Source organism: Herminiimonas sp. Marseille-P9896 (genome assembly GCF_903993245.1).
Taxonomy (GTDB): domain Bacteria; phylum Pseudomonadota; class Gammaproteobacteria; order Burkholderiales; family Burkholderiaceae_D; genus Oxalicibacterium; species Oxalicibacterium contaminans.
The window spans coordinates 469,272-495,322 of record NZ_CAJEVT010000001.1 but is presented as its reverse complement, the minus strand read 5'-3'; the positions used below and the strand labels follow the sequence as shown (position 1 = coordinate 495,322).

Sequence of the window (26,051 nt, the reverse complement as noted above, 5' to 3'; positions counted from 1 at the left end):
ACACGATGGCACACGAAATCAACCTGCCGGAAATCGTTGCGGAAGTGACCGCAGCATTCCGGCGCTATGAAGCCGCACTCACCGGCAATGATGTGGCAGTGCTGGACGAATTATTCTGGAATAGCCCGCACACCCTGCGCTATGGTGCTGGCGAAAATCTGTTGGGATATGAGGCGATCAAGGCGTTCCGGCTGGCGCGACCATCGAAAGGCCTGGAACGTGAATTGGTGAATACGGTGATTACGACTTATGGTCGGGATTATGCAACCGCCAATACCGAATTCACCCGAGTGGGTGAACCGCGGATCGGAAGGCAAAGTCATACCTGGCTACGCCTGCCGGAGGGCTGGCGCATCGTGGCAGCGCATGTCTCGCTGATATCAGCATAAAGAAACAGTCGATTTACTGACGATTCGACTGACTCTTTACATAGCGTGCATAGCGTTCCTTAAGATCAAGGAAGATCTCGACCGCCAGGTACAAGCCACTGAAAATCCAGAGTGGCAGGATTAAACAACAGAGTGCGTAAAGTAAGACGTTCATCATTACCTCGCTAACATTGCCGAATGGACATAATAGCGCAGCTTTTGCGTCGTGCTTACATCCGTCACACTCTTTGCAAAAAAGCTACACCGGCTTACTACCCTTACGATGGGACTTCGGTTTGGCCGCCTCGGCAGAGCGGCTATCCAGGGTTCCAGCGCGTTTCGACGGCGCCTTGCTGTTGCGCGCCTTCTCTGCCACCCGACGGTCACCACCTTTGTTCGGTGCCGACAGTGTGATTTTCTTGCCTGTGGTTTTTTCCGGTGCCGGCGCAACGCCGGAACGGCTCAGGCGCAGCTTGTTCGGACCGATGGCGACCGATTTCAATTGCTCAAACACTTCGGACGGCATCCCGGCTGGCAAATCCAGCAGACTGTAATCATCAAAGATTTCAATACGGCCTATATATTTGGCTTCCAGCCCTGCTTCATTGGCAATCGCACCAACGATATTGGCAGGCTTGACGCCATGCGCATGGCCGACCTCGATACGATACGGCTCCATATCGACCGTGCCGCCTTTGCGCGGAGCACGTTCTTTCTTGGCAGGCTCTGCTGCGGCGGCGGCCGGCTCGGCGCGTTCACGGACTTCCTTGCGCGCGGTTTTTTCAACCGGGGCGGCTTCAGTACGAGCCGGTTTTTCAAATGCAGGCTTGGCGGCTCTGGCAGGTGCCGCAGGTGCTGCTGATGCGTCGCCATCACGGCTGATATTCAATTGCTGACCAGCAACCCAGACTGTTTTCAGGTGATTGAATTGATCCGGCGACAGATTCTCCGGCAAATCCAGCGTGCTGTAGTCGTCATAGATTTCAATGCGGCCTATGTATTTGGAATCCAGGCTCGCTTCATTCGCGATTGCACCGACGATATTGCCCGGTTTCACGCCATGCATATGGCCGACTTCAATGCGGAAGGTTTGCATGCCCGGATCAGGTGCGCGCGGAATGCGTTCCTTGCGTGGCGTAGCCGAGCGCTCGCTGCGCTCAAAACGTTCGCCACGCTCGAAGCGACCGCCAGACACTGGTTTGTCGTCCGACCATGTGCGTTCGCGTACTTCATTCTTTTTATCCAGCAGCAGCGGTACATCACCACGCGCCAGTTTGGCCAGCGCGGCAGCTATTTCCACTGCCGGCACATTGTGTTCACGCTCGTAATCCTCGATCAGCGAATGGAATACTTCGAGACCGCCTGCAGCGATGGTGTCGGTAATCTGTTCCTTGAAGCGCGCGATACGCACATCATTCACCGCTTCCACGCTAGGCAGTTCCAGTACCGAGATCGGCTGGCGCGTCGCACGTTCGATCGCTTTCAGCAGGTTGCGCTCACGCGGTGCGATGAACAGGATGGCTTCACCACTACGACCAGCACGACCGGTACGACCGATACGGTGGGTATAGCTTTCCGGATCGTAAGGCACGTCGTAGTTGATGACGTGGCTGATGCGTTCGACGTCCAGCCCGCGTGCGGCCACATCGGTCGCAACCAGGATATCGATCTTGCCATCCTTTAATTGCTGGATGGTGCGTTCGCGTTGCTGTTGCTGGATATCGCCATTGATAGCCGCAGCCGAGAAACCGCGTGCCTGCAATTTACTGGCCAATTCTTCAGTACCAAGCTTGGTACGGGCAAAGATGATCATGCCGTCAAACGGTTCGGCTTCCAGAATGCGGGTCAGCGCATCCAGTTTTTGCATACCGCTGACCAGCCAGTAACGTTGGCGGATGTTGTCAGCGGTACCGGTTTTGGCCGCCACCGTGATCAGGTCAGGATCACGCAAGTAAGTGGTCGCTATCCGTTTGATGGCCGATGGCATTGTGGCGGAGAACAAAGCAGTCTGCCGCGACTCGGGTGTTTTTTGCAGAATGGTTTCGACATCATCGATGAAACCCATGCGCAGCATTTCATCGGCTTCGTCCAGCACCATGGTTTTGATACGCGACAGATCGAGCGAACCTTTTTCCAGATGGTCGATGACCCGACCCGGGGTTCCCACCACCACATGCACGCCGCGACGCAAGGCGCTGAGTTGCGCGCCATAGCTTTGGCCGCCATAAATAGGCAACACGTGAAAACCGGGAATATAAGTAGCGTACCGCTGGAACGCCTCAGCCACCTGGATCGCCAGTTCACGCGTCGGCGCCAGCACCAGCGCTTGCGGCGTGCTTTGTTTGATGTCTATACGCGCCAGGATAGGCAGGGCGAAAGACGCTGTTTTACCGGTCCCGGTCTGGGCCTGCCCCAGCACATCGCGGTTATCCAGCAGCAAAGGTATGGTTGCAGCCTGGATCGGCGACGGCGACTCATAACCCAATTCCTGCAGCACGCGCAGCAGCGGCTCGCTCAGTTTCAGGTCGGAGAAAAGGGGAAAGGATGGTTCAGACATGGTTGCTCACAAGAATGTTCGTATCGCGGGGTGCGAAAAGATGCACGCAGTTTACTCTCTTGCCGCCAGTTCGCCGCGACTATGAGTGAGCATAAGCACAATCTAGGCCTCCCAAGGGAAGCAAGCAAGGTGTTTTAGCGACTTATTAGCCTCGCCTGACTATATTTTTTAACAAGATGTCGCCAGCCGGGCACCACACACTAATAATAAGCAGCGCGGCCTCTCTATATATAGATGAAACACAGCAAACCACTCTTGACCAAAAGGAAGTACATTTGTATCGCCCGGACCTTCATATGAAGGTCGCAGCAGCACGGCCATGCAAGATGCCTATAAGGGAGACCTCTTGAGTCGCGCCAAAATCATCGTCATCGCAACCATGCTGGCTGTACTCGGTGCACTTTTGCCGATTTCTGCCACCCTCTATCTGTCCTGGCAACGCGCCAGCGATATCGAATCCGCCCGTTTGCTGACCATCGCCCAACGCGGGATAGAACGCGCGCGTATTTCACTGGGAGATGCCGAGCGTGCACTGCAAGCCGCACATCAATTGACCAGCCCGCCCTGCTCGACCGCCCATATCCGGCAAATGCGCCTGATCGAAATGAATACCCGCAGCATAGAAGACATAGGGTATTTCTCGGATGGTCTTTTGAAATGCACGCCAGCCGGACTAATCCTGCGGGAAGTCAGGCAAACCCCCATCGAATTTACTACCGATAACGGGCTGGCTATCAGCACCAATATCATTCCCGAAGTGAATGGCGGCAAGGGCATGATAGGCATCAGCGCCCAGGCCTATAAGGTACTGATCGATCCAGCGCGCTTCGCCGACATCATCCTGAACCCTGAAGTACAACTGGTGACGGCAACCCGTAACGGCAAGCTATTGGGTAGCCTGCATGATCCGGATCCCGAGCTGGTGCAGCAATTACTAGCGGGGAAACGCATACCGTACGCTTCGAAAGTACTGCACGACAAAGACCTGATTGCAGTCGTCATCGAACCGGATAGCGGCATCGCTGCGCAAACGGGACGCGAAATGATCGTGCTGCTGCCACTCGGATTATTGATGGCGGCCTTTATGGTCGGCCTGGTCGTCTGGGTATCGCGCAAACGTCTGTCACCGCTGGGCGAATTAAAACTGGGGGTGGATAAACACGAATTCATCGTGCACTACCAACCGCTGATAGAACTGAAAACCGGATTATGTGTGGGTGCCGAAGCACTGGTGCGCTGGCAACGGCCGGATGGCAGCATGACGCGTCCCGATTTATTTATACCGCTGGCAGAGGAAAGCGGGCTGATCCTGCCCATCACGGACCAGGTCGTTACTGAAGTAATACGGGATATGCGCCACGTGCTGCAGGCAGACCGTACGTTGCACATCGCTATTAATATCAGCGCGCAGGATATCAAGACCGGCCGCGTACTCAATGTCGTGCAAGCAGCGCTCAAGGGCACGGATATACAGCCCCAGCAAATCTGGCTGGAGGCAACCGAACGCGGCTTTATGGATATAGAGGCGGCACGTACCACGATTAATACCGCGCGCGAAATGGGGCATGCGGTCGCCATTGACGATTTTGGTACCGGTTATTCCAGCCTGTCCTATTTGCAGGGCTTACCGCTGGATACCCTCAAGATAGATAAATCCTTTATCGACACGGTCGATACCGAATCAGCGACCAGCAGCGTCACGCCTTACATCATAGAAATGGCCAAAGCCCTGAAGCTGCAAATCGTTGCTGAAGGCGTAGAAACACAAGCACAGGCAGACTATCTGCTCGCGCATGATGTGGATTTTGGTCAGGGTTGGTTGTTCTCGAAAGCGCTGACAGCGCATGAGTTTATCGCCTATTACCAGGCGAACCGTGCACAACACCAGGACCCGCATTGAGTATATGTGAGCCTAGGTTGCCAGGTACTTATTTGTTCTGGATGATTTGATAGCCGTCCCAGTTGCCCCGGGCATTGCTATCTATCTTCGCGCAAAAGCGCACCTCACCGTTGACGTCACAGGTGATGACATCGGCATTGGCACCGCTTTGCCGCAGCTTGGCGATATCTTTCGTCAACTTCGCTTTTTCTTCCCGCAAGTGCTGCAGCGAAAACGGACTCGGCACGTACATCCATAAGGCCAGGATGATCGCGGCGGGGAAGATCAGCCAGCGCGCATTACGCCCACTGACGACCGCCTTGTCTGCCTTCCCTTTGCCATCTTCAATATGCTTGCTGATCGTACCCACCGCGTCCGCCATCGCCAGGCGTATCGTTTGTTCGATCTGCATACGTACTGCCAGTGGCAATTCCTGGCTGATACCGGATAAATTTTCGCTCATTGCATTCGGCCGTTCTGTCATGACACTGCTCTCATATGCGGGTCTAAAAAAATAGGCTCCCGAAGGAGCCTGAAAGTTGAGTTCTAATCTTTGCGTTAATGCGGCTTAGGCATGCGCCGGAGCGCCTCCGTTAGCAGCTTCTGCAGCTTTCTCCTTCTTCAAGAGATCCGCGGAGAAGGCCACGTGTTTCTTGAGAGTTGGGCGCAATGCAACAACTGCGAGGATAGCTGCGGTCAGATCCATACATGCAACGGTGTACAGAACGGTGGACCATGTGCCGGTTGCTTCCATCATCAGGTTACCAACTGGTACGAACAGAGCACCGATACCTTTTGCGGTGTACAGCACGCCGTAGATCTTACCGATGTGTTTGGTACCGAACGCGTCACCAGCCAGAGCCGAGAACAGCGAGTAGACTTCACCCCATGCCAGGAACACGACGCCGGACAAGATCAAGAATGCCCATGGGTTGTGACCGAAGTAGCCCAAAGCGATGATACCGAAGCCTTCGAGTGTGAACGCGATCACCATGGTTTTTTCACGACCGATGTTGTCCGAGATCCAGCCGAACAATGGACGGGAAATACCGTTCATGATTCGATCGAGCATCAGTGCCAGCGGCAATGCAGCCATCACGAAGAAGTACATATCGACTTCAAATTCTTTAACGCCCAAATCTTGTGCGATAACGCCCAGTTGCGCCACAGCCATCATACCGCCGGTAACTACGCAGATGAACATGAAGAACATGAGCCAGAACAGTTTGGTGTTCAGCGCTTCTTTCAGGGTGTAGTCACGTGCAGCTTGTACCAGTTTGGCAGACGCACTAACTTCGCCTTTAGCTGGGGAGCGCAGGAACCATGCTGCCAGGAAAGCCAGCGAACCTTGCAAGATACCGAAGAACAGGAATGTTTCTTGGAAACCCGATGTTTTGATCATCGCTGCGATCGGCAAGATCGTTGCAGCGGAACCAGCACCGTAACCACCAGCGGTCAAGCCAACTGCCAGACCACGACGGTCCGGGAACCATTTCAACGCGTTGTTGATACATGTTGCGTAGATCGAACCTACACCGACACCACCCAACGCTGCACCGACGTAGAAGCCCATCAGGGTTGTCGCTTGCGAGTTGATGACCCAAGCCAGACCGATGAAGATCGCGCCGAACGCAACCATCAGACGTGGGCCGAGTTTATCGATGAAGTAACCTTCGATAGGTGCGAGCCAGGTTTGAACCAAGACGAAAATCGTAAATGCAATTTGAATCTCAGCACGGGCCCAACCGAATGTGCCTTGGATTTCCGGTACGAACAATGTCCATGCGTACTGGATGTTAGCTGTAGCGATCATACATACGACACCTACTACGAGCTGGAGCCAGCGCGTCGCGTTCGATGTACCGGATGCGCCACCCGATATTTGTTGTGTTGCTGTTGTCATTTCTCTTCCTCGTGTTCATCGCAGTTTTGAGCCGGGGCCAAAACCAAACAATGATTAATAGTTAATGCGTTCGCGTGCAGCTTGATCGCAAAGACATCCTCAAGTTGTATTTGCAAGGCGGTCATAAATGAACCGGTCGTATGCCGTTCCGCCTTTTGCCTTGGAGATCCGGGTGGGATCGCTAGAGCAGCGACTTAATCTGGTTTTCGCCCAACTCAGACAAAAAAAGCATTTTTTGCGCTGTCCCGAAGGTCTGCTTACGGGTCGCTTTCAAGTCATCCCTGAGCGAAATTTTTTTGCCTCGCGGCAAAGTGATTTCGTGATCCGGTTACTCAAAAAATTCCTGCAACATGCCGCCGGAACTGCTTTAAAACCTGTTTTTTTCATCTCACGATAGGGTGAAGCTAGCGTTAAGATTTCGTGACGATACGCACTCGGACTTTTGCGAACAATACGTAGTTATACTTAGCCAAACTACGTACTTACCCTTAAAAAATCACGTTTTTTACCCCTCTGTTGCGTCGCAATGAATGGCTGATATTCACCAAATTTATATGACGAATCAGCCGGAAGACCGCACCGTTTATAGCTAAAAACGTAGGGTGGTTTTTTTCACGGGATCAAAAATTTTTTGTAAATCGAGGCCAGTATCGAAACACATTTGCTGCGCCGCAGCATACAAATATTTTTCGATTATTTCACAAATAAGTTATTAATTTAGAAATGCTTTTCAGCTTCGCAGTTGCCGCTTTAAAACAGCCGTCAACAAACGGAGGCTCAAACATCATGCAAACGATATATACAGTCAGATATGACGATAAACAGCCAGGAATTGCCCGCAGTTGATCCGGCGGCAAGCGCGATGAGCACGTATTTAAGGGTGTTTTTGCGGAAAAGATGCCCGGCGTCATGCACGACGCCGGGTGTAAGGACTTATTGCAGTTCCAACGCCGCACGCAATTCGGCGCGTGCCGCCGCATAGTCTTGCTGGAAGGCTGGATTTTGCTGTATCAGCACAGCGATCAACGTCGCCAGTCGCTGCCCTGCAGCTATATCACTCGGGTAATGCACGCCGCCCATGACGCGATGCTCTCCGAATTCCCGCGCACGCGTAAAGATCCGCTCGCTCTTTTCCGGCACCATATCCGCCAATACGATGGCGGCCAGGAAGCTGAAAGTAGCGTGCCCACTTGGATAGGAACCGCTCGCAGAGTACCTGGCTACCGGCCGTATACGCGTGTCAAACACTGGCGGACGCACACGTCGCCACTTCTTCTTGCCTTGCTTCTCCATCGCATTGCCGGTCTCATGCAAGGTGTCAAACAAACGCGTCGTCAGCGGCAAACGATCGCGCTGGAATTTATTACCCATCACGTCAGCAAAGCGGAAAACACTTTGCTCATGATCCAGCGCAGCCTGCCGAGCTTGCTCAGGGGTACGTTGCTCCTGCATCAGCAGCATGGCATCAATCTCGCGTCGGGTCGCCGCCGCATCAGGCGGCGGACCAAGAAAGCGTGTGCTGTCTATCTGCGTTGGCTCCAGATAGATCCAGCTGTCCGTTTCCGTCGCCGATCCTTGCGCCCAACCGGCGGCGCACCAACACAACAAGGCCAGACCACCCAACTTGCGGATGAAATACATATATGTCTCCTTCTCTATCAGGAATCCAGCAGCGCCATGATTACGTGTATTTGCCCCGGCGCAAACGTAACATTTACATAACTTTCATTCATATTTGCAAGGGAAACGCCCCATCATTACCAATAACGAATTTATTGAGCGCAGATCAGTCGAACAAAATTCCATAGCGCAGTCATAATGACGGCAGTTTCCATTTGCAGTAGAACATGAAGTTCCCATCCATTCTGACCCATATGCGTGCCCGCCCCGCCATAGGCTTAGGGCTCTCACTGCTGATACATGCGCTGATCCTGCTGTTTGCGCTGGATCAGGCCAAGGTGCGCGTAGTGGAATCAGGTGAATCGCCGACAGCGCCGCTGGAAGTCAGCCTGATTACACAGGCACCGGCTCCCAAGCCAGCGCCCAAGGCGGAAACGCCACCGGAACCCGAGCAAAAGAAAGTCGAGAAATCGAATCCCGCACCACGCCAACAAAAATCTGCTTCGCGGAAAAAGACCGAACCTATACGCCAGGCTGACAAAGGTACACCACCGCCAGTCGCGCCCAAAACTACCAGCAAGGAAGCACTGCCACCAGACATGAGCGACATGCTGGCCGCTGCACGCGAACGACGTCGTGCCGCCGGGATTATCGAACCCGATGCAAAGCCAGTGGAAGATGATAATGCGATCGCACGTGCCAACATCGCCGAGATGGTGCAGCGTCAATCGCGCGGTCGCAATGAATCCGGCGGCGTGTTCCAGATTACCTTCAAGGGTGTGCGCACGGCAGAGTTCCTGTTCCGCGGTTGGGACTTGCGCCGCAAAACCAATTCACGCCAGTTGATACAGGTGGACGCAGGGCCGGGTGGCGATATCGAAACCGCCATCGTGCGCCGGATGATAGATCTGATACGTCTATATGAAAAAGAAGACTTCAACTGGAACTCACCACGTCTGGGTCGCGTGGTGGTGCTGTCGGCGCGCCTGCGCGACAGTACGGAACTGGAAGAATTCCTGAAACGCGACTTCTTCGAAGAGCAGCGTCGCCGTTAATCAACGATTGTTGGCAACATGCGTATTAACGCTGACGTTGTAGCCACAAAGTCACGGCAACCATCACGGTAGTCGTCATCAGAATAGTCACCACACTCATCGCCATCCCCTGCCCGACCGGACCTTGCCCGAATTGGCGCCAGCAAACATTTGCTTACACTTCAGTCGCAATTCCTGTCATCGCCAGTTTTGGAAACCACGTTTATGTACGCGTAGCTACGTAGAATCCCCTACTGCTTACTAGACACAACAAACAACACTTAAGGAAAAATCATGTCGAATGCGATGCGTAAAACTCTGTCCCTGATTGGTGTAGTCGGCATGCTGGCAGCGGTAAGTACACAGTCATTTGCGGCAACCGAATTTCAGAAAGAACATCCACGTCGTGCCGAAGTGAACCAGCGCCTGGACAAGCAGGACAAGCGCATACACCAGGAAGTGAAAGAAGGAAAAATGTCCAAGCCAGAGGCGAAGAAGCTACACAAGGAAGATCATCAGATACGCAAGGAAGAGCGAGCCATGGCCAGCCAGAATGGCGGGCACATCACCAAGCTGGAACAAAAGACCCTGAACCAGCAAGAGAATGGTGTGAGCAAACAAATAGGGAAGTAATCAGCTACATGCCATGCAGGCTGTGGCATACGCCCAATAAAAAAGCCGACCCAGGTCGGCTTTTTTAAATCAAAGTATCGCGGATGAACCCGGATGTGGGATATCGGTCATCGATTTTCTTTCCAGCACACGCAGATCGGTATCCAGTTTATAAACCAGCGGTACGCTGTTCGGTACATCGAAGCGTGCCACTTCTTCGTCCGGCATATCTTCCAGCAACTTGACCAATGCGCGCTGGCTATTGCCATGCGAAGAAATAATGACATCTTTGCCTTGCTTCAGTACCGGCGCGATGGTTTCGTTCCACACTACCCGAACACGCTCCACCGTATCGTGCAGCGATTCACCCAGCGGCAATTCAGCACGCGGCACGTCCTTGTATCGCGCCTGCTGTTGCGGTGCACGGGCATCCGTACTCTCCATCAGGGGCGGGCGGCTATCGAAGCCGCGACGCCAGGCCCAGACCTGCTCTTCACCAAAGCGCTCTATCATTTCCGCACGGCTATGGCCGGTCAGTGCGCCGTAATGACGTTCATTCAGACGCCAGTGACTGATGACCGGCGTAAACATCGCATCCATTTCATCCAGGATCAGCCATTGTGAACGTATGGTGCGTTTCAGCATGGAAGTAATCGCGAGGTCGAAACGGAAACCAGCCCGGGCCAGCGCGCGTCCGGCGCAACGTGCCTGCTCTATGCCATTCGCGGTCAGGTCGATATCTGCCCAGCCGGTAAAACGGTTTTCCCTGTTCCACTGTGACTCGCCATGGCGAACAATCACCAGATTACCCATTACTTTTTCTCATATCGAAGCAACAAAGCATGAAGATTAACTGAGATTCGACTTGGCTGGAGCATCCACCCCATTTTTCATTCGACTTAAAAACAGGGAAAATAGCCGGACAGCATCACGGCAAATGTGAAGAAAGTCCGCAAAATGACTATTTAGAAAGCAAACACCGGGCTTTTTGCGGAAAATAGAAGGAATTTTTCACGGCAACAAGAGTCAATCAACAGCGCATGGACCGCTATGCGCTTATTTTGGAGAATTTAGTTTATGCAATTCAGCTCCCGCATCCTGTTGTCAGCACTGATGCTGGCAACGATAGCCGGTTGCGCAGGGCCCAAGCCTGTTGCCTATCAAACGGAAAAATTCGACACAACTGAAATTTATGCACGCCGCTTCACGGTTTCATCCGAAGTGGCATGTGAGGCGGTGCGTCGCACCTTGTTGAGCCAGGGCTATGTGATCAGCGCGTACACCACCACGCAAATCGATGCGCGCAAGAGTTTCCAGCCGGAGAATGACGTGCATGTGCAAATCGCGTTCCGCGTCGTATGCACCACCGACAATGCGGATGGCAACCTGACCTCGGTGTTTGCGAATGCGCTGGAAGATCGTTATGCGCTGAAGAAGATCAATAACTCGGCCAGTGTCGGCGTAGGCGCGCTGGGCTCCTTGTCGCTGCCGTTTTCATCGAGCGATGATTCTCTGGTCAAAGTCGCCAGCACCACCATCGCATCAGAGAAATTCTATTCCCGCTTCTTCCAGCTGGTAGAGCGCTACCTGACGAATGAGGCAGCGCCTGCACCGGAAGCGCTGGAAATGCCGGACGAGCATTTACGCCCGCCCTTCAAAACACGTGCCGTGCCTATCCCTGCGGCTCCGCAACAGTAGACTGCCAACCACCACCAAGTGCCTTGTATAAGCTGACCGATGCCTGCAAGCGTAGCGTACGCAACTGTGCTGCTGCATCCTGTGCAGCATACAAGGTGCGCTGCGCATCCAGCAAAGTCAGCGAAGTTTCCGCACCCACACGATAGCGTGACTCGGCCAGATTAAACGCACGCTGTGCCTGGCGCAGCTCTTCTTCTTGCGCAACACGTTGTGCATCTATACCCGCCACCGCATTCAATGCAGTCTCGACATCACCGAAGGCCGCAACGATGGCACGACGATAGTTCGCCAGTAACTCTTCCCTTTGCGCTACTGCCAGATCACGTCCTGCTGCCAATCTTCCGGCATTAAAGATAGGCGCAGCCAGACCAGCGGCCAGGCTATACACCGGATTATCAAATACGCTGCTGACCCGGTTGCTGGCAGCCGTCATGTCGCCACCCAGGGTAATCCGCGGCAGCATCGCCGCGCGTGCTGCGATGACATTCGCATCCGCGCGCGCCAGTTGCGCTTCAGCCCGTGCGATATCCGGGCGGCGCGTCAGTAATTCAGCAGGCAAGCCCGCGCCTGTAGTTGGCGCCTGCAAACCTTTCAAATCAGTCGCAGCCAGGCTTAATAAAGATGGATTACGTCCGAGCAGAACGGCCAGTGTGGTCTGGCTGTCTTCCGCTTGCTGACGGATCGCCGCACGCGCGCGCATCTGAGCTGCCAGTACGCCACGCTGCTGCGCCAGTTCCAGCGGATTGGCCGCACCGGCACGTGCGCGCGACTCGATCACATCCAGCAAGCGCTGCGCACTCGCCACACTGAGATCGGCTATCGCTGCCCGTTCCCGCAAACCCATGGTCTGCAACCAGGCCGAAGCCACACCGGCAGTCACTGTCAGGTATACCGTGTCGCGATCAAATTCTGCTGCCCGCAAATCAGCACGCGCACTGTCACGCAAGGCGCGATTGCGCCCCCAGAAATCCAGTTCATAGCTGGCCGTTAATCCAGCCTGGTACACAGTGCCGCTAGGCGTGCCATTGCCATCACCGCCGAGGCGACCATTACGCGTTGCACCAAGGTTGCCATTCAGTTCCGGCAGCAAGGCAGCACCTGCAATAGTGGCGGTTGCCTGCGCTTGCCTGACCCGTGCGACTGCCGCCGCCAGATCATAGCTTTGCGCTTGTGCGGCTTCGAGCAAGCTATCCAGCTCAGTGCTACCAAAGCTGCGCCACCAGTCGCGCGTCACGGCAGTGGGCAGCATGCTGCCCTGCTGTGCCTGACGCCATTGCGGAGCAACTTCCGGCGCCAATGTTTCCTGCGTACCCTGGCTCGCACAACCGGCGAGCAGCAAGGCAGCAGAAAGTCCTGTCCATATCTTCATCATTTTCTTAGTCCGCTTATTCAGAAGCCAAAGCGATCACAGGATCCAGCCCGGCCGCTTTCTTCGCTGGCATATAGCCGAAAATCAAACCGGTCGCGACTGCACAGGCGAAGGCACCGATGATGGCCGACAGCGAAAAAATCACTGCCACATTCCAGAACAACAGTGCCGCACCTATAAACAAGCCAGAGGCCACGCCGATGACGCCGCCGACCACCGACACCAGCACCGCTTCCGTCAGGAACTGGCGCAGAATGTCGCGCTCACGCGCACCGGTCGCCATGCGTATGCCGATTTCGCGGGTGCGCTCGCGCACCGTCATCAGCATCACATTCATCACACCTATGCCACCAACGATCAGCGAGACGGCCGCGATCAGACCCAGCATCATCTTCATCGCATTGCTGGTTTGTGCCGCTGCCTGCAATTTTGCTGCGGCGTTACCGATACGGAAGTCATCGCGCCCGCGCCGTTCTATCAACAGCTTTTTCATCGCGGCTTCCGCTTTCCCAACCAATTCCTCCGATGCCGCTTCCACCACCGTGTAATCAGGTTCGGCGCGCGCATCGTAGACGCGCATGCGTCCGGAGTTGTACGGGATGAAGACCATTTCATCGTAATCCTGCGAGCCTGAATCCGCGCCACGTTCAGCCATCACGCCTATTACTTCAAACGGTGCATCGACGATCAGGATTTGCTTGCCAAGTGGGTCGCTGCCATCCGGGAAGAAGTTTTTCCATGCCTTGTGGCCGATGACCACGACCGGAGCCAGCTGCTCATCTTCTTCGGGGGTGAAGAAGCGTCCCTTGCCGACGCGCCAGCGATGCACCAAAGGCATCACATAAGCACTGGCGAATGCGTAAACCTGGCGATCGACATTACCGCGACGCACGGTAACCGGATCACCGATGATAGGCATGACATGACCAATTTCCGGCAGTGCAGCTACTGCATCCAGATCTTCTATCGTCAGACGTCCCGGCGGCCCGCCATTCGACGGATGACCACTCCCGAGGTACATGATGGTGGTACCCAGCGAACCCATCTCATCGATGACGCGTTGCTTGGCACCTTCGCCTACCGCCAGCATTACGATCACCGAAGCAACACCTATCACGATGCCGAGCAGGGTCAGGCCGGTGCGCGTGCGGTTCATGCGCATACCACGCCATGCGGTACGCGCCGCTTCGCGCAAATCATCCCAGAATGAAGCACCGGCGTCGCGTCCGGCTTGTGTCATATCCGGTGCAGGCAAAGCTTGTTTGATGGCCGACACGCCAGAATCGCCGACGATTTCGCCATCACGTATTTCTATGACGCGTCGTGCCTGGTCCGCCACATCGCGATCATGTGTAATCAGGATGATGGTATGTCCTGCATCAGCCAGTTCATTCAGCAACGCCATCACTTCCGCGCCACTCTTGCTGTCCAGCGCTCCGGTCGGTTCATCGGCAAGGATGATGCGACCACCATTCATCAACGCACGCGCTATCGAGACACGTTGTTGCTGGCCACCCGATAACTGGCTCGGCCGGTTATCCAGCTTGTCGCTCAAGCCCAGACGCGTCAACAGTGCGGATGCGCGCGCGGCACGCTCATCTTCCGGCATCCCGGCGTAGATAGCAGGTACTTCGACGTTCTCGCGTGCCGACTCGGTTGCTATCAGGTGATAACCCTGGAATACGAAACCAAACGCTTCACGACGCAACCACGCCAGCTCATCACTATCCAGCGTCGCCACATCGCGCCCGCTAAACAGATAGCTGCCCGAGCTGGGCCGGTCCAGACAGCCCAGCAAATGCATCAGCGTCGACTTGCCGGAGCCCGATGCACCGACGATCGCCACGAACTCACCGGCGTATATCTTCAGCGATAAACCATGCAGTACTTCTACCGCCGGTGCATCGCCATTTCCTCCGTATTGCTTGCGTATCTCCCGCAGCTCAATCAGCGGCGCGTCTGTTACCACTGAAACCTCCGTGTCTTGGTCTGCGCCACGACCTCACCGGTAATCAGTTGCTCGCCTTCTTTCAAACCTTCGACCACTTGCGCCGCCAGCCTGTCGCTGACACCGGTACGCACTTCTCGCGTTTGCGGTTTGTCGTCGCTGCCTAATATGCGCGCGGTATAGATCTGCGGCTTGTGCTCTACCGCCTGCAAGGCGTTCAGCGGCGCCACCAGCACATCACGCGCCGAAGCCGTGATGAAGGAAACCTGTGCGGTCATTTGCGGCAGCAGTTCGGCATCCTTGTTATCCACATCAAACAAGACGGTGTACTGCACCACTTTGCTGACCGGGGTCTGGTTAGGATTGCTTTGCGTCGCCGGAGCAGCCGGAGGTGCCGGCAAGACCTGACGTACTTGTCCATTCCAGCGACGACGGTCGCCCGCCAGCGTCGTGAAGTAGGCCGCCTGGCCTGCTTTGACACGGCGGATATCTGCTTCCGACACTGTGGTCCATACCGTCATTTCCGACAGATCAGCGATGCGCATCAGTGTCGGCGTCTGATAAGTTGCATTCAGGGTCTGCCCTTCTTTTGCATCGATGCCGATGACGGTGCCACCCATAGGCGCATAAATCCGCGTGTAACCAAGGCGGGCTTCATCTGCCTTCAGGCTGGATTGGGTCTGCACAATGCGCGCCTGGGTCTGGGCGATGCGTGCCACCGCAGCCGCCAGGTTGGCTTCTGCCGTCTGCACATCTTCCAGTCGGGTCGATTCATCCTTGTGCATTTGTTGCTGGCGCTCGTGCTGCTGCGCGCTCAGCTTATGTTGCGCCTTTTGTTCCGCCAGCTGCGCCTGTAACTCGGTTTGTTGTGCGCGGCCAGCATCCACCGTCGCCTGCAACACGCTGGCATCGATCTCCGCCAGCAATTGGCCTTTCTTCACGACATCGCCGGGCTGCACATGTAGCTTCAATACCTGGCCAGATACCTGGGCACCAACATCAACCGAACTCATGGGCTGCAGCGTACCGATAGCCGTCACCGTCGCTTCAATATTGCCGCGCGCTACCGGTGCGACTTCGTACTGCGCGTCACCACGATTACCGGACCACAAACCGATGGCTGCCAACGCAGCGACCAGCACCACCAGACCCACTGTCTTTTGCTTGCGGGTAAAGCTCTTGCGCGTATTCATTATTTCTTGACCTCAAATGTCAGCGTTGCTGTGTGACGCACGTCATCATATTTTTTGCCATCCAAAGTAACGGTACCGTTTACCCGCGCTGTCACTTCCAGCAGGTAGCGCGCAGGAAATACTGCGTTCAGCGTCACCGTGCCGTCCTTGCCCGGCTTCAGTACCCGGTGCCAGCCTTCGGAAGTCTCTACGTTGACTTGCGACGCTGCGACGGTATTGCCTTTCCATACCAGCTTGAAGGTATTGCCATTGGCTTCTGTCGGCACCAACTCCAGATCATTAACCGCTTTGGTTTCGCTGCGCCCATTCTTGGCCTGGAAGTAATTCAGCACGCCCTTTTCACCGATACGCGTCGCTGCCAGACGCAAATCGCCGTTCGCCGGTGCAGCGATATTCAGGCGCTCGGCTTCTGCCGACCATGGCAGGTCCTTGCCATCGGCCATGAAAGCACGTGCTGCGCTGATGCTCGCTGGCGATCCTTTTACCGCTTCAAACTCACCGATATAGGCATGTGCGGTACCGGCCGTATCGCGCTCCAGCCAGACGTAGTCAGCATGCGCAGCAGCGCTGGTCAGAAACAAGCTGGTGGCCAGCAAAGCAAAAGGAGAAAAGGAAATGCGCATAAAACCTCGTAAAAAACATCCCGCACCATGTCGGGAGAAAAGAAACCAGTCACCACAAGACTAATCGGGGCGCAGCATGCTGCGCCCCTGGATATCACTACTATTGCAACTTACTTGTTAACGAAACTCAGGGTCGTCGTGTACGAAATTTTTTGTACTTTGTCGCCTGCGACTTCGAGGTCACCCTTTTGTTCATGGTTGCTCATCAGGATGTAACGACCCTTACCTTGCAGCGGAACCTGAACGCGGCCTTCCTTGTCGGTGGTGAAACCCTTGACCCATTGTTCCGGATTGATGACGCTGACCTTTTTATTCGCAACAGGCTCGCCTTTGAAGGTCAATGTGAAGACATTGCCATTGGCTTTAACCGGCACCAATTCAAAATCCAGCACAGCCGCGGTTTCAGTGCGACCGGCACGCGAATTGAAGACGGCGGCTTGCATCTGGCCATCCTTGTTTTTCCATGGCTTCCAGACCTGGTCAGCGATCAGGCGCACATCGCCGCTACCGCTTACCGCTGCTTCCAGATATTCATTTTTGGTAGTGAGCTTGGCCAGCTGCTTGCTGTCCTTGCCAAATACCTGGGTAGTCGCTGCCAGCTTGGCGACATCGTCACCGTGATCGCGCTCACCATCGACATCGCCGACATAGACTTTGGCCGGGCCGGAAGCATCACGCTCTACCCAGACCTGGTGGGCACTGGCCGCAACAGCAAACGATGACAGCAACATGGTGACGAGTGTTTTTTTGATCATGTGATTACCCTTTATGTAATAAAAAATTAAACAGCCTTGCGAAAAATCAGCTACGCGCTTGTTATCCGGCTTTGCAAGCGTTAACGAAAACATGCAGCAAAAAGCGCCCGCAACCCAGCCCGCCGCCACAAACTGGCAGCGAAAGCAGTGGAAAACAGGCAAAACCGGACATACACATCAAAACATCCACCATCAGACAGGACTGGAAAATCTCCACTCCTTACTTACTATGACCAACGAGATTGAAAAAAGGGCCACCCGAAGTGCGATCTGGCACTCCGGGTGGCTGTGCTGCATGCTGCAAATGCGCGCCAGGCTTAGAAGCGCATGTCCAGTCCCACCCGCAGATTGCGCGGCGCACCGTAATAAGCTCCACCGGTCGTGGTGTAATACGATTTATCGAAAGCGTTATAAAGATTGGCCGTCAGCGTCAATTGTTTGGAAATCTGATAACGCGCCATCAGATCGACGACCGAATATGCTTCCTGGGTAAAACGGGATCTTTTGCCAACGGGTCCCTGGTTATCGCTGTAAATCTCACTTTGCCAACGCACACCGCCACCGACCGTCAGGCCATCGCCGAAACCGGCCAGGCGATAAGTCGTGAAGAGCTTGAAGGTGTTTTGCGGGATATTGGTATTGAGCGGCATGTTGTTACGGTCAGAAGTCATGCTGCGTGCATAAGCGATCGAGCCCTGCCAGTTGCGCGCCAGCTCACCACCCAACTCAACTTCATAGCCACGGGTGGAAGTACCGGAAACCGCGCGGTAGGCTTGCGATCCATCCGGCGCAAAGACGCCTGGAATGGAAACGCCGAGATTGTCTTGCTGGATTTTAAATACGGCGAGCCCGAGGTTCAGGCGCTTGTCGAAAAATTCGCCTTTCGCACCGATTTCATAACTTTTACCCAGCAATGGATCAAGAAAGTCACCGGTAGGCGTCTTATTGCTTTGCGGCTTGAAGATGTCGGTGTAGCTGGCATAGCCAGACCAGTTCTTATTGAAGTCGTACACCAGCCCCGCATAAGGCGTCACCTTATTGTTTTCATAGGGACTGATTTTGACGGTCGACTGCACACGCTCCCAGTTGGTAATACGCGCACCGACTATGACAGACAAGGCATCGGTAGGTTTAAAGCGTGCGGTTGAGTACGCACTGCTCATGCTTTCCTTGTCCTGGTAACTGCCCTGTACGCTGGTGTTCGGATTGCCTGGCGTATTCCCATCCCAGGTATAGACATTCGGAACCGGCAACACATTCCAGCCGCCATAGGTAGGCGCGTCCACCGTCGTACGCGCGATTGTCGTACCGATGACCAAATCATGTTTGCGACCCAGCCAATTAAACGGCCCGCTGGCGTACAGATCCAGGCTGTTCTGCGTCGGGTTACCGACCCAGCGGCTGGCGTACAAAGTAGCTCCGGCACCAGTTGCCTTATTCGGAAAGCCAACCACCATGTAGCCCAGCAATTCATCGTAATCAACCTTACCCTGGCTCAGGGTTCCCTTGACCAGCCATTCGTTATCGAATTGATGCTCGATGGAGGCAAAGATGGCCTGGCTGTGACGCCTGGAATAAGCCCACGAGGCGGCAGCGGAATCGGAACGCGCCCAGCTGGTACGCGAGCCATCATCGAAATAAGCCGGACGCCCACTGCGCGAATGGCCGGTGGCATCGTGGTTTTGCAGCGTCACACCAAAAGTGGCCAGGGTCGAAGGGCTGAGATCAGCCTCGAGTATGCCGTAGAGGATTTCCTTCTTTTCGTGCAGGCGATCTATATAGGAATCGTTTTCCTGATAAGCCGCCACTACGCGTCCGCGCAAGGTACGCGCTTCATTCAGCGGAGCCGAGATATCGGCTTCTGCCCGATAGTAGTTCCATGATCCTGCTTCCACTTTTGCCGAAGCCTGGAATTGTGCAGTTGGACGCTTGCGCATCAGGTTAATCGTTGCGCTGGGTGAACCCACACCATTCATCAGGCCGGTCGCACCACGCACCACCTCCACCCGGTCATAGAGCGCCATGTCATTGCTCTGGAATACCGAGCTATAGCCGGAAAAAACCTGCCCCACGCCATCGACCTGATAATTTTCCACCGCAAAACCGCGCGCATAGATAGGGCTCGAATCCGATCCGGCATTGCCGCTTTGTGCAATCACCAGGCCTGGCGTCTGCGCTACTACATCAGACAATTGCGACAAACCCTGGTCATCCATGCGCTGACGCGTAATGACGCTGACCGATTGCGGCGTTTCGCGTATTGATAAATTCAGACGCGTGGCAGTACTGGCGGAACCCGTGGTGTAGGAACCTGTACCTTCAGTGGTTGCTGTTTGCACTGCCGTGACCTGCACTTCCGGCAAAGTCGAGCTCTCACGCGGTGCACTGGCACCCGTCGCTATTTTCCCCAGCGTATAACTGCCATCGGTACGCTGCACCAACTCCAGGCCACTACCACTCAACAGCTTGCGTAAGCCTTCACGTCCGGAATATGTGCCGGACAAGGCCGGACTCGTCAGCCCTTCGGTCAATGCGGGATCAAACGAAAGTGCGATACCGGCTTGCGCGGCAAAGCTGGACAAATTACGTCCCAATGGGCCGGACGCCAGGTTGTATGGACGAGCAGCAACTGCGTCCAGCGTATCGGCCGCATGTGCAACTGGAATCAAGGCAGAAACACTGGCGAGTGCCATACTCATAAGCGCTATCCGGATAGCGTGGTTTAAACGGCGCTCAACAAGGCGCGGACATGCAGATGACATGAAATTGAATTCCTTTTCAACGATAGAGAATGTGTTCTTCAATCTCTCTGCCAGTTGAAAAAGAAAAAAGTATCAGCACCTGCAAAATATTTATTCAGCGTGCTACCAAAGTGATCCAGTGGCCGCGCAAGCGCGTTTGCGCATCGACCGGATAAGTGGATACCAGCATGGCCAGCGCCTTGTCCGTATCACGCAGGGGGAAAGCACCGGATACCCGGACTTGCGCAACCGCCGGATCAACGTGGACTATGCCGCTGCGGTAGCGACTCAGTTCAGCGGCAAAATCAGCCAGCCGCATGCGGTCTGCCACCAGCATGCCCTCAGTCCACGCTACGACGACATTGTCTGCCGCGGTAATTTCACCTATCGCATTTTTGGTAAATGTCACCTGCTGGCCTGCATGCAGCACCTGCTGTTGCAGCGCATTTTGATTCGGTGTGATTTTGACCGCGCCTTCCAGCACGGCTAAATGGGTAGTCTCGTCATACACCCGCACGCTGAAACGTGTGCCGAGCGCTTCCATCAGCCCCTGCGTAGTGCTGACACTAAACGGACGATAGTTAGCCGTCGCTTCACGTGCCGTCTGGATCAGGATTTCGCCGCTGCGCAAATTGATATTGCGTTGCGTGGAATTGAAATGAACATTGAAAGCGGTTGCCGTATTCAGCGTCACTTCGCTGTTATCCGCCAGATGCATGACACGCTGTTCACCGACTGCGGTACGGCAATCCGTTATCCAGTCCTGCGCAGCTATCACTTTCCAGATGCCCCAGCTTGCGGGTGCCAGCGCAAGTATGGCTGCCAGCCTTGTAATTGCAGCACGACGTCCCGCTGCTGGCTCACGAGTCAATGCAGGCATCGCCAGTGCAGACGGCAAGCCACCCAGTTTATTCAATAGCAATTGCGCACGCGCCCAGGCACGGGTGTGCTCGGGGCTGCGCTTGCTCCAGCGCTCACAGGCACGACGTTCTTCGTCCGTCGCACCAGCGCCGAGTAGCATCAGCCAGTCCGCTGCTTCATCCAGGATGAGCGGATCTATCGCCTCCGGTCTGCGCATGACAGCCACCTCACTCATGGAATGCCAGACAGTGCAGGAAAGCTTGCTTCATATAACGTTTGACGGTAATCAGTGACGCGTCGATTTGTACGGCGATTTCTTCGTACTTCAAACCCTCTATCTGCGAGAGCAGGAATACGCGCCGGACTTTGGATGGCAATGCATCCAGCATGGCGTCGATTTCGTGCAGGGTTTCGAGGATGATGTAACGCTGCTCGGCCGATGGCGCTTGCGGCTCCGGCAACAATGCCAAAGCATCCAGGTAGGCACGTTCCAGCGCTTGCCGCTGATACCAGTTGATCACCAAACCTTTGGCTACGGTGGTCAGATAGGCACGCGGCTCCTTGATGGCAGATATGTCGCGCGAACTGAGGATGCGGGTGAAAGTGTCTTGCGCCAGGTCGGCCGCATCAAAAGCGTTACCCAGTTTCTTGCATAGCCATCCCTGCAACCAGCCATGGTGGTTGCTGTATAGCGTGCTGATCTCGTGGTTTAGCGCGTTTTCGGTGGCAGACATGTCGTTTTCCCCTACCAGCACCGGGGCAACACGCCACCAAATGATGATAAGAATCATTCTCAATTGTATATGGGGAAAACGTCAGATGCAAATAAGGACAGCCTGCTGTCGTCGGGAAACGACATGAAGCGGCAGCAGATATCGTCCGGATGTGTAAGCGCTGCGGCTTAATGCATCTGGTATTAGTCGTCGCCGGCCGCCTGCAGCCTGCGCCACAAGGTCGTGCGACTGATGCCCAGATAATTTGCCGCCGCTTCACGATTGCCATCAAAGCGTTGTAGCACCTGTTGCAATGTTTCCTCGGCCACCGGCAATGCCTGCAATGCCGGTGTTGCGAGATAGCTGAGCTCGGGCGCGATGCTTTTCAGGAAGGCTGGTGTCAATGCCTGTAACGGCGCCGCCGCCAGGAACAAGGCCAGTCGCTCCATCAGGTTACGCAGTTCGCGTACATTGCCCGGCCATGTGTAAGCAGTCAACATAGGCAGGCAAGTCAGTATCTCGGCCTGCAGGTTGGCGGGTGACCGGACATCCAGCGCGGCCAGTGCATTTTTTAAATACCATTCCGTCAGTGCCGCCACGTCGTCGCTGCGCTCGCGCAAGGGCGGCAAACTGAGCCGCAATACGCTCAGCCTATAAAACAGATCCGCACGGAATCGCCCTTGCCTGACTCGCTCATCGAGGTCGCAATGCGTGGCACTGATGATGCGTACACTAACGGGTATCGGCCGGGTACCACCTACGCGCACCACTTCGCGCTCTTCCAGCACACGCAGCAAGCGCGTCTGCAAAGACAAAGGCATCTCGCCGATTTCATCGAGGAATAAGGTGCCGCGATGCGCAGCTTCAAACAGACCAGCGCGGCCGCCGCGACGTGAACCAGTGAATGCGCCCTCTTCATAGCCGAACAATTCAGATTCCAGCAGCGACTCTGCCAGTGCACCACAGTTGACCGCAACAAACGGATGGCCTGCCTGCGTCTTGCCCTGCATCAGCGGATGGGCGCGGTGTATCGCTTGCGCGACCAGTTCCTTGCCAGTGCCGGTTTCGCCCTGGATCAATACGGTGGCGGCTGATTTCGCGAACAGCGTGACCGATTGCCGCACACTTTCCATCGCGGCGGATTCACCACGCAAGTCCTTGATGTGATGTTTGGCGCGCAAGGTGTCAGCCACCGGGAAGCTACGGCCGCGCGTCGCTTCCAGTTGCGTCAGGCGCGCCAGTTCCAGCGCATCTTCAAATGCCTGCCGGATGGAAGCGGAGGAATAGACGAACACACCGGTCAAACCTGCCTCTTCCGCCAGATCGGTGATCAGACCTGCGCCGACGATGGCTTTCACGCCTGCTGTTTTCAATTCATTGATTTGCGCCCGCGCATCTTCTTCGGTGACATAGGTGCGCTGTGCGATCTGCAGGCCAAAGGTCGTCTGGAACTCGGCCAGTGCGGGCATAGTTTCCTGGTAGGTGACGAGTCCGATATCCGGCGTGATCTTGCGCGCCCGGGCCAGCGCCTGCATTACATCGAAGCCGCTGGCTTTGGCGATGATGACGGGCACCGAGAGACGACTTTTCAGATATGCGCCGTTCGAACCCGCCGCAATCACCGCATCGCAACGCTCAGTCGCCAGTCGTTCGCGTATGTGTCGCACCGCGTCTTCAAAGCCCAGATGAATAGGCTCGATGTCGGCCTGATCATCAAATTCCAGCGTGATGTCGCGAAACAACTCGAACAAACGCGAAATCGAAACCGTCCAGATAACCGGCTTGTCGGCTGCGTCACGGAAAGGAGAGGTCGAACGTTTCATGTTTCACCCGCACGTTTCAAACGTTTCAAATGTAACACGGCTTTTGCTTCCAGCGCGGCCAACCCATATCCGGCTGGAAACTCGCCTCCACCCCCAAGCACTTGATTTACAAGCGCTTTCCTTTGAGCACCAAATGTCCACAGCTGTTGCATTAACCACCTCATCGGCATGGCACAGGCATTGCAAATACAGTACACAGCGAACTCCATGAAACACCCAGGCTAAAGGATATGCAATGAGCAGTCAGTCCAACAGCAGCAAGCAAGTGTTACGTGACAAAGTGAATGCCCGACGCGGTTTGCTGGTCCCCGGCGCATTCAACGCGCTGTCAGCACGTGTCATCGCCGACCTGGGTTATGAAGCGCTCTACATCACCGGCGCTGGTGTAACCAATATGTACTTCGGCATGCCGGACCAGGGCTTCATCGGCCTGAATGAACTGGCAGACCACACTGCCCGCATCCGCGACGCAGTCGATATCCCCATCATCGTCGATGCCGACACCGGCTTCGGCAATGCCCTGAATGTACGCCACACCATACGCACGCTGGAACGTGCCGGTGCCGACGCGGTACAACTGGAAGACCAGGTCAGCCCCAAACGCTGCGGCCATTTCAATGGCAAGGAAGTGATTTCCTGCGCCGAGATGGTCGGCAAGATACACGCCGCCGTTGATGCGCGCAGCGACGCTGGCATGCTGATCATGGCGCGCACCGACGCCCGCAGCGTGCATGGCTTTGACGATGCACTCGAACGCGCGGCACGCTACAGCGAAGCCGGTGCCGACATCCTCTTCGTCGAAGCCACCGAAACCGCAGATGAAATCCGCAAGCTGCCGCAGTTGCTGGATAAGCCGCAACTGATGAACCTGGTCATAGGCGGCAAGACACCTATATTCAACGCCGATGAACTGGCCGATCTCGGCTACGGCATCGTGCTGTACGCGAATGCCGCCCTGCAAGGCGCGGTGGCTGGCATGCAGCAAGCACTCACCGTGCTGCGCGACACGCATCGTCTCGATGAAGATCCGGCACTGGTTACCCCGTTCAGCGAACGCCAGCGTCTGGTCAACAAACCTTATTTCGATCAACTGGAAAAGAAATACGCCGACAAGTAAGCACAACCGATCACGAATACACCATCCATAAGGAGACAGGTATGAGCGCATCACAGGAGACACCAGCTACAGGCTTCAAACCCAAGAAATCCGTTGCACTCTCAGGCGTGACTGCAGGTAATACCGCACTCTGTACGGTCGGCAAAACCGGCAATGACTTGCACTATCGTGGTTACGACATTCTGGATATTGCTGACAGTTGCGAATTTGAAGAAATCGCCCACCTGCTGGTGCATGGCAAGCTGCCTACCGTCGCTGAACTGAAAGCGTACAAGATCAAGCTGAAGGAATTGCGCGGCTTGCCCGCCAACGTCAAGGCAGCACTGGAATGGCTGCCTGCCGCCTCGCATCCTATGGACGTGATGCGTACCGGCGTCTCCGCGCTGGGCTGCGTGATTCCGGAAAAGGATGACCACAATGCACCCGGCGCACGCGACATCGCCGACAGGTTGATGGCTTCGCTAGGCTCCATCCTGCTCTACTGGTATCACTACAGCCATAACGGCAAACGGATAGAAGTCGAAACCGACGACGATTCGATAGGTGCACACTTTTTGCATTTGCTGCACGGTGAAAAGCCATCTGCCAAATGGGAAAAGGCAATGCACACCTCGCTCATCCTGTACGCTGAACATGAATTCAATGCCTCGACTTTCACCGGTCGCGTCATCGCCGGTACCGGCTCCGATATGTACTCTGCGATCACTGGCGCCATCGGCGCACTGCGCGGCCCCAAGCATGGCGGCGCGAATGAATTCGCTTTTGAAATCCAGAAGCGTTACGAAAATCCGGACGAGGCAGAAGCCGATATCAAACGCCGCGTCGACAACAAGGAAGTCGTGATCGGCTTCGGCCATCCGGTCTACACCATCTCCGACCCGCGCAACAAAGTCATCAAGGAAGTCGCGCGCACCCTATCCAAGGATGCCGGTTCGATGAAGATGTACGACATCGCCGAGCGCCTGGAAACAGTGATGTGGGATGTCAAAAAGATGTTCCCCAACCTCGACTGGTTCTCCGCCGTCTCGTATCACATGATGGGCGTACCCACTGCCATGTTCACACCGCTATTCGTGATCGCGCGCACCTCCGGCTGGGCCGCGCACATCATCGAACAAAGGATAGACAACAAAATCATCCGCCCTTCCGCGCACTACGTCGGCCCGGAAGACCTCGCCTTCGTGCCGCTCGCCAAACGCAAGTAAGCCGCCCGCAACCATACCGATTACAGGATGCC

Annotated in this window: 22 protein-coding genes; 7 read left to right on the top strand and 15 right to left on the bottom strand. The window is 55.3% G+C overall.

From position 1 onward, the window contains the following. The first annotated feature begins 5 nt into the window (after positions 1 to 5). Positions 6 to 389 (top strand): oxalurate catabolism protein HpxZ, encoded by a 384-nt coding sequence (hpxZ, locus tag H7U06_RS02360; RefSeq protein WP_175624616.1) that lies wholly within the window; start codon positions 6 to 8, stop codon positions 387 to 389. A 13-nt stretch (positions 390 to 402) separates the two neighbouring features. Here the strand turns inward: hpxZ and H7U06_RS02355 are convergent, their stop codons facing one another. Both H7U06_RS02355 and H7U06_RS02350 read right to left on the bottom strand, forming a co-directional pair. Further along, positions 403 to 543, bottom strand: a complete 141-nt coding sequence (locus H7U06_RS02355; protein WP_175624615.1) for a hypothetical protein — start codon at positions 541 to 543, stop codon at positions 403 to 405. Between the two features lie 84 nt (positions 544 to 627). Then, the gene (locus H7U06_RS02350) at positions 628 to 2,925 is read right to left on the bottom strand and encodes a DEAD/DEAH box helicase (protein WP_175624614.1); all 2,298 of its coding nucleotides are present in this window, start codon (positions 2,923 to 2,925) and stop codon (positions 628 to 630) included. Between the two features lie 346 nt (positions 2,926 to 3,271). Here H7U06_RS02350 and H7U06_RS02345 point away from each other — a divergent pair, with 346 nt between their 5' ends. Continuing rightward, entirely contained in the window at positions 3,272 to 4,825 is a 1,554-nt protein-coding gene (locus H7U06_RS02345) for an EAL domain-containing protein (protein WP_175624613.1), read from the top strand. A 28-nt stretch (positions 4,826 to 4,853) separates the two neighbouring features. Here the strand turns inward: H7U06_RS02345 and H7U06_RS02340 are convergent, their stop codons facing one another. The 3 genes from H7U06_RS02340 to H7U06_RS02330 all read right to left on the bottom strand — a co-directional run bounded on the left by H7U06_RS02340 (position 4,854) and on the right by H7U06_RS02330 (position 8,348). After that, positions 4,854 to 5,267 (bottom strand): hypothetical protein, encoded by a 414-nt coding sequence (locus H7U06_RS02340; RefSeq protein ID WP_175624612.1) that lies wholly within the window; start codon positions 5,265 to 5,267, stop codon positions 4,854 to 4,856. Between the two features lie 105 nt (positions 5,268 to 5,372). Next, the gene (gene oxlT, locus H7U06_RS02335) at positions 5,373 to 6,707 is read right to left on the bottom strand and encodes an oxalate/formate MFS antiporter (RefSeq protein WP_175624611.1); all 1,335 of its coding nucleotides are present in this window, start codon (positions 6,705 to 6,707) and stop codon (positions 5,373 to 5,375) included. A gap of 933 nt (positions 6,708 to 7,640) precedes the next feature. Continuing rightward, on the bottom strand, positions 7,641 to 8,348 hold the full coding sequence (locus H7U06_RS02330; protein WP_175624610.1) for a phosphatase PAP2 family protein: 708 nt from the start codon (positions 8,346 to 8,348) through the stop codon (positions 7,641 to 7,643). A 206-nt stretch (positions 8,349 to 8,554) separates the two neighbouring features. Here H7U06_RS02330 and H7U06_RS02325 point away from each other — a divergent pair, with 206 nt between their 5' ends. Both H7U06_RS02325 and H7U06_RS02320 read left to right on the top strand, forming a co-directional pair. Continuing rightward, the gene (locus tag H7U06_RS02325) at positions 8,555 to 9,382 is read left to right on the top strand and encodes a hypothetical protein (protein WP_175624609.1); all 828 of its coding nucleotides are present in this window, start codon (positions 8,555 to 8,557) and stop codon (positions 9,380 to 9,382) included. A gap of 321 nt (positions 9,383 to 9,703) precedes the next feature. Then, on the top strand, positions 9,704 to 9,994 hold the full coding sequence (locus H7U06_RS02320; RefSeq protein WP_230089497.1) for a hypothetical protein: 291 nt from the start codon (positions 9,704 to 9,706) through the stop codon (positions 9,992 to 9,994). A gap of 69 nt (positions 9,995 to 10,063) precedes the next feature. On the opposite strand, the gene gpmA is transcribed toward H7U06_RS02320, so the two are convergent. Then, positions 10,064 to 10,786, bottom strand: a complete 723-nt coding sequence (gene gpmA, locus H7U06_RS02315; protein WP_175624608.1) for a 2,3-diphosphoglycerate-dependent phosphoglycerate mutase — start codon at positions 10,784 to 10,786, stop codon at positions 10,064 to 10,066. Between the two features lie 264 nt (positions 10,787 to 11,050). Here gpmA and H7U06_RS02310 point away from each other — a divergent pair, with 264 nt between their 5' ends. Next, the gene (locus H7U06_RS02310; protein ID WP_175624607.1) at positions 11,051 to 11,671 is read left to right on the top strand and encodes a DUF2242 domain-containing protein; all 621 of its coding nucleotides are present in this window, start codon (positions 11,051 to 11,053) and stop codon (positions 11,669 to 11,671) included. Here H7U06_RS02310 and H7U06_RS02305 read toward each other — a convergent pair. The 9 genes from H7U06_RS02305 to prpR form a co-directional block, all read right to left on the bottom strand. Beyond that, the gene (locus tag H7U06_RS02305) at positions 11,646 to 13,043 is read right to left on the bottom strand and encodes an efflux transporter outer membrane subunit (RefSeq protein ID WP_368492552.1); all 1,398 of its coding nucleotides are present in this window, start codon (positions 13,041 to 13,043) and stop codon (positions 11,646 to 11,648) included. The genes H7U06_RS02310 and H7U06_RS02305 overlap by 26 nt on opposite strands. A 13-nt stretch (positions 13,044 to 13,056) precedes the next feature. Next, entirely contained in the window at positions 13,057 to 15,009 is a 1,953-nt protein-coding gene (locus H7U06_RS02300) for a MacB family efflux pump subunit (RefSeq protein WP_175624606.1), read from the bottom strand. Beyond that, positions 15,003 to 16,181 carry an efflux RND transporter periplasmic adaptor subunit gene (locus tag H7U06_RS02295; RefSeq protein WP_175624605.1) on the bottom strand — a complete coding sequence of 393 codons (1,179 nt, stop codon included), beginning with the start codon at positions 16,179 to 16,181 and terminating at the stop codon, positions 15,003 to 15,005. The genes H7U06_RS02300 and H7U06_RS02295 overlap by 7 nt, the downstream gene beginning before the upstream one ends. Next, entirely contained in the window at positions 16,181 to 16,804 is a 624-nt protein-coding gene (locus tag H7U06_RS02290; protein WP_175624604.1) for a hypothetical protein, read from the bottom strand. Before H7U06_RS02290 ends, H7U06_RS02295 begins: the two co-directional genes overlap by 1 nt. Positions 16,805 to 16,914: 110 nt before the next feature. Continuing rightward, positions 16,915 to 17,559 carry a nickel uptake transporter family protein gene (locus H7U06_RS02285; protein WP_175624603.1) on the bottom strand — a complete coding sequence of 215 codons (645 nt, stop codon included), beginning with the start codon at positions 17,557 to 17,559 and terminating at the stop codon, positions 16,915 to 16,917. 317 nt (positions 17,560 to 17,876) lie between these two features. Continuing rightward, a complete protein-coding gene (locus H7U06_RS02280; RefSeq protein ID WP_254873113.1) occupies positions 17,877 to 20,258 on the bottom strand; it encodes a TonB-dependent receptor in 2,382 nt (793 codons plus the stop codon). A 157-nt stretch (positions 20,259 to 20,415) separates the two neighbouring features. Beyond that, complete coding sequence (locus H7U06_RS02275) at positions 20,416 to 21,378, bottom strand: FecR domain-containing protein (protein ID WP_217703426.1); 963 nt, start codon at positions 21,376 to 21,378, stop codon at positions 20,416 to 20,418. Between the two features lie 10 nt (positions 21,379 to 21,388). Further along, positions 21,389 to 21,895: a sigma-70 family RNA polymerase sigma factor gene (locus H7U06_RS02270; protein WP_175624600.1), complete on the bottom strand. Its 507-nt coding sequence runs from the start codon at positions 21,893 to 21,895 to the stop codon at positions 21,389 to 21,391. 182 nt (positions 21,896 to 22,077) lie between these two features. Next, entirely contained in the window at positions 22,078 to 23,697 is a 1,620-nt protein-coding gene (gene prpR, locus H7U06_RS02265; protein ID WP_175624599.1) for a propionate catabolism operon regulatory protein PrpR, read from the bottom strand. Positions 23,698 to 23,932: 235 nt separating this feature from the next. On the opposite strand from prpR, the gene H7U06_RS02260 reads away from it, so the two are divergent. Then, a complete protein-coding gene (locus tag H7U06_RS02260) occupies positions 23,933 to 24,814 on the top strand; it encodes an oxaloacetate decarboxylase (protein WP_175624598.1) in 882 nt (293 codons plus the stop codon). Between the two features lie 41 nt (positions 24,815 to 24,855). Further along, positions 24,856 to 26,019, top strand: coding sequence for a 2-methylcitrate synthase (gene prpC, locus H7U06_RS02255; RefSeq protein WP_175624597.1), 1,164 nt, complete (start codon positions 24,856 to 24,858; stop codon positions 26,017 to 26,019). Positions 26,020 to 26,051 lie beyond the last annotated feature (32 nt).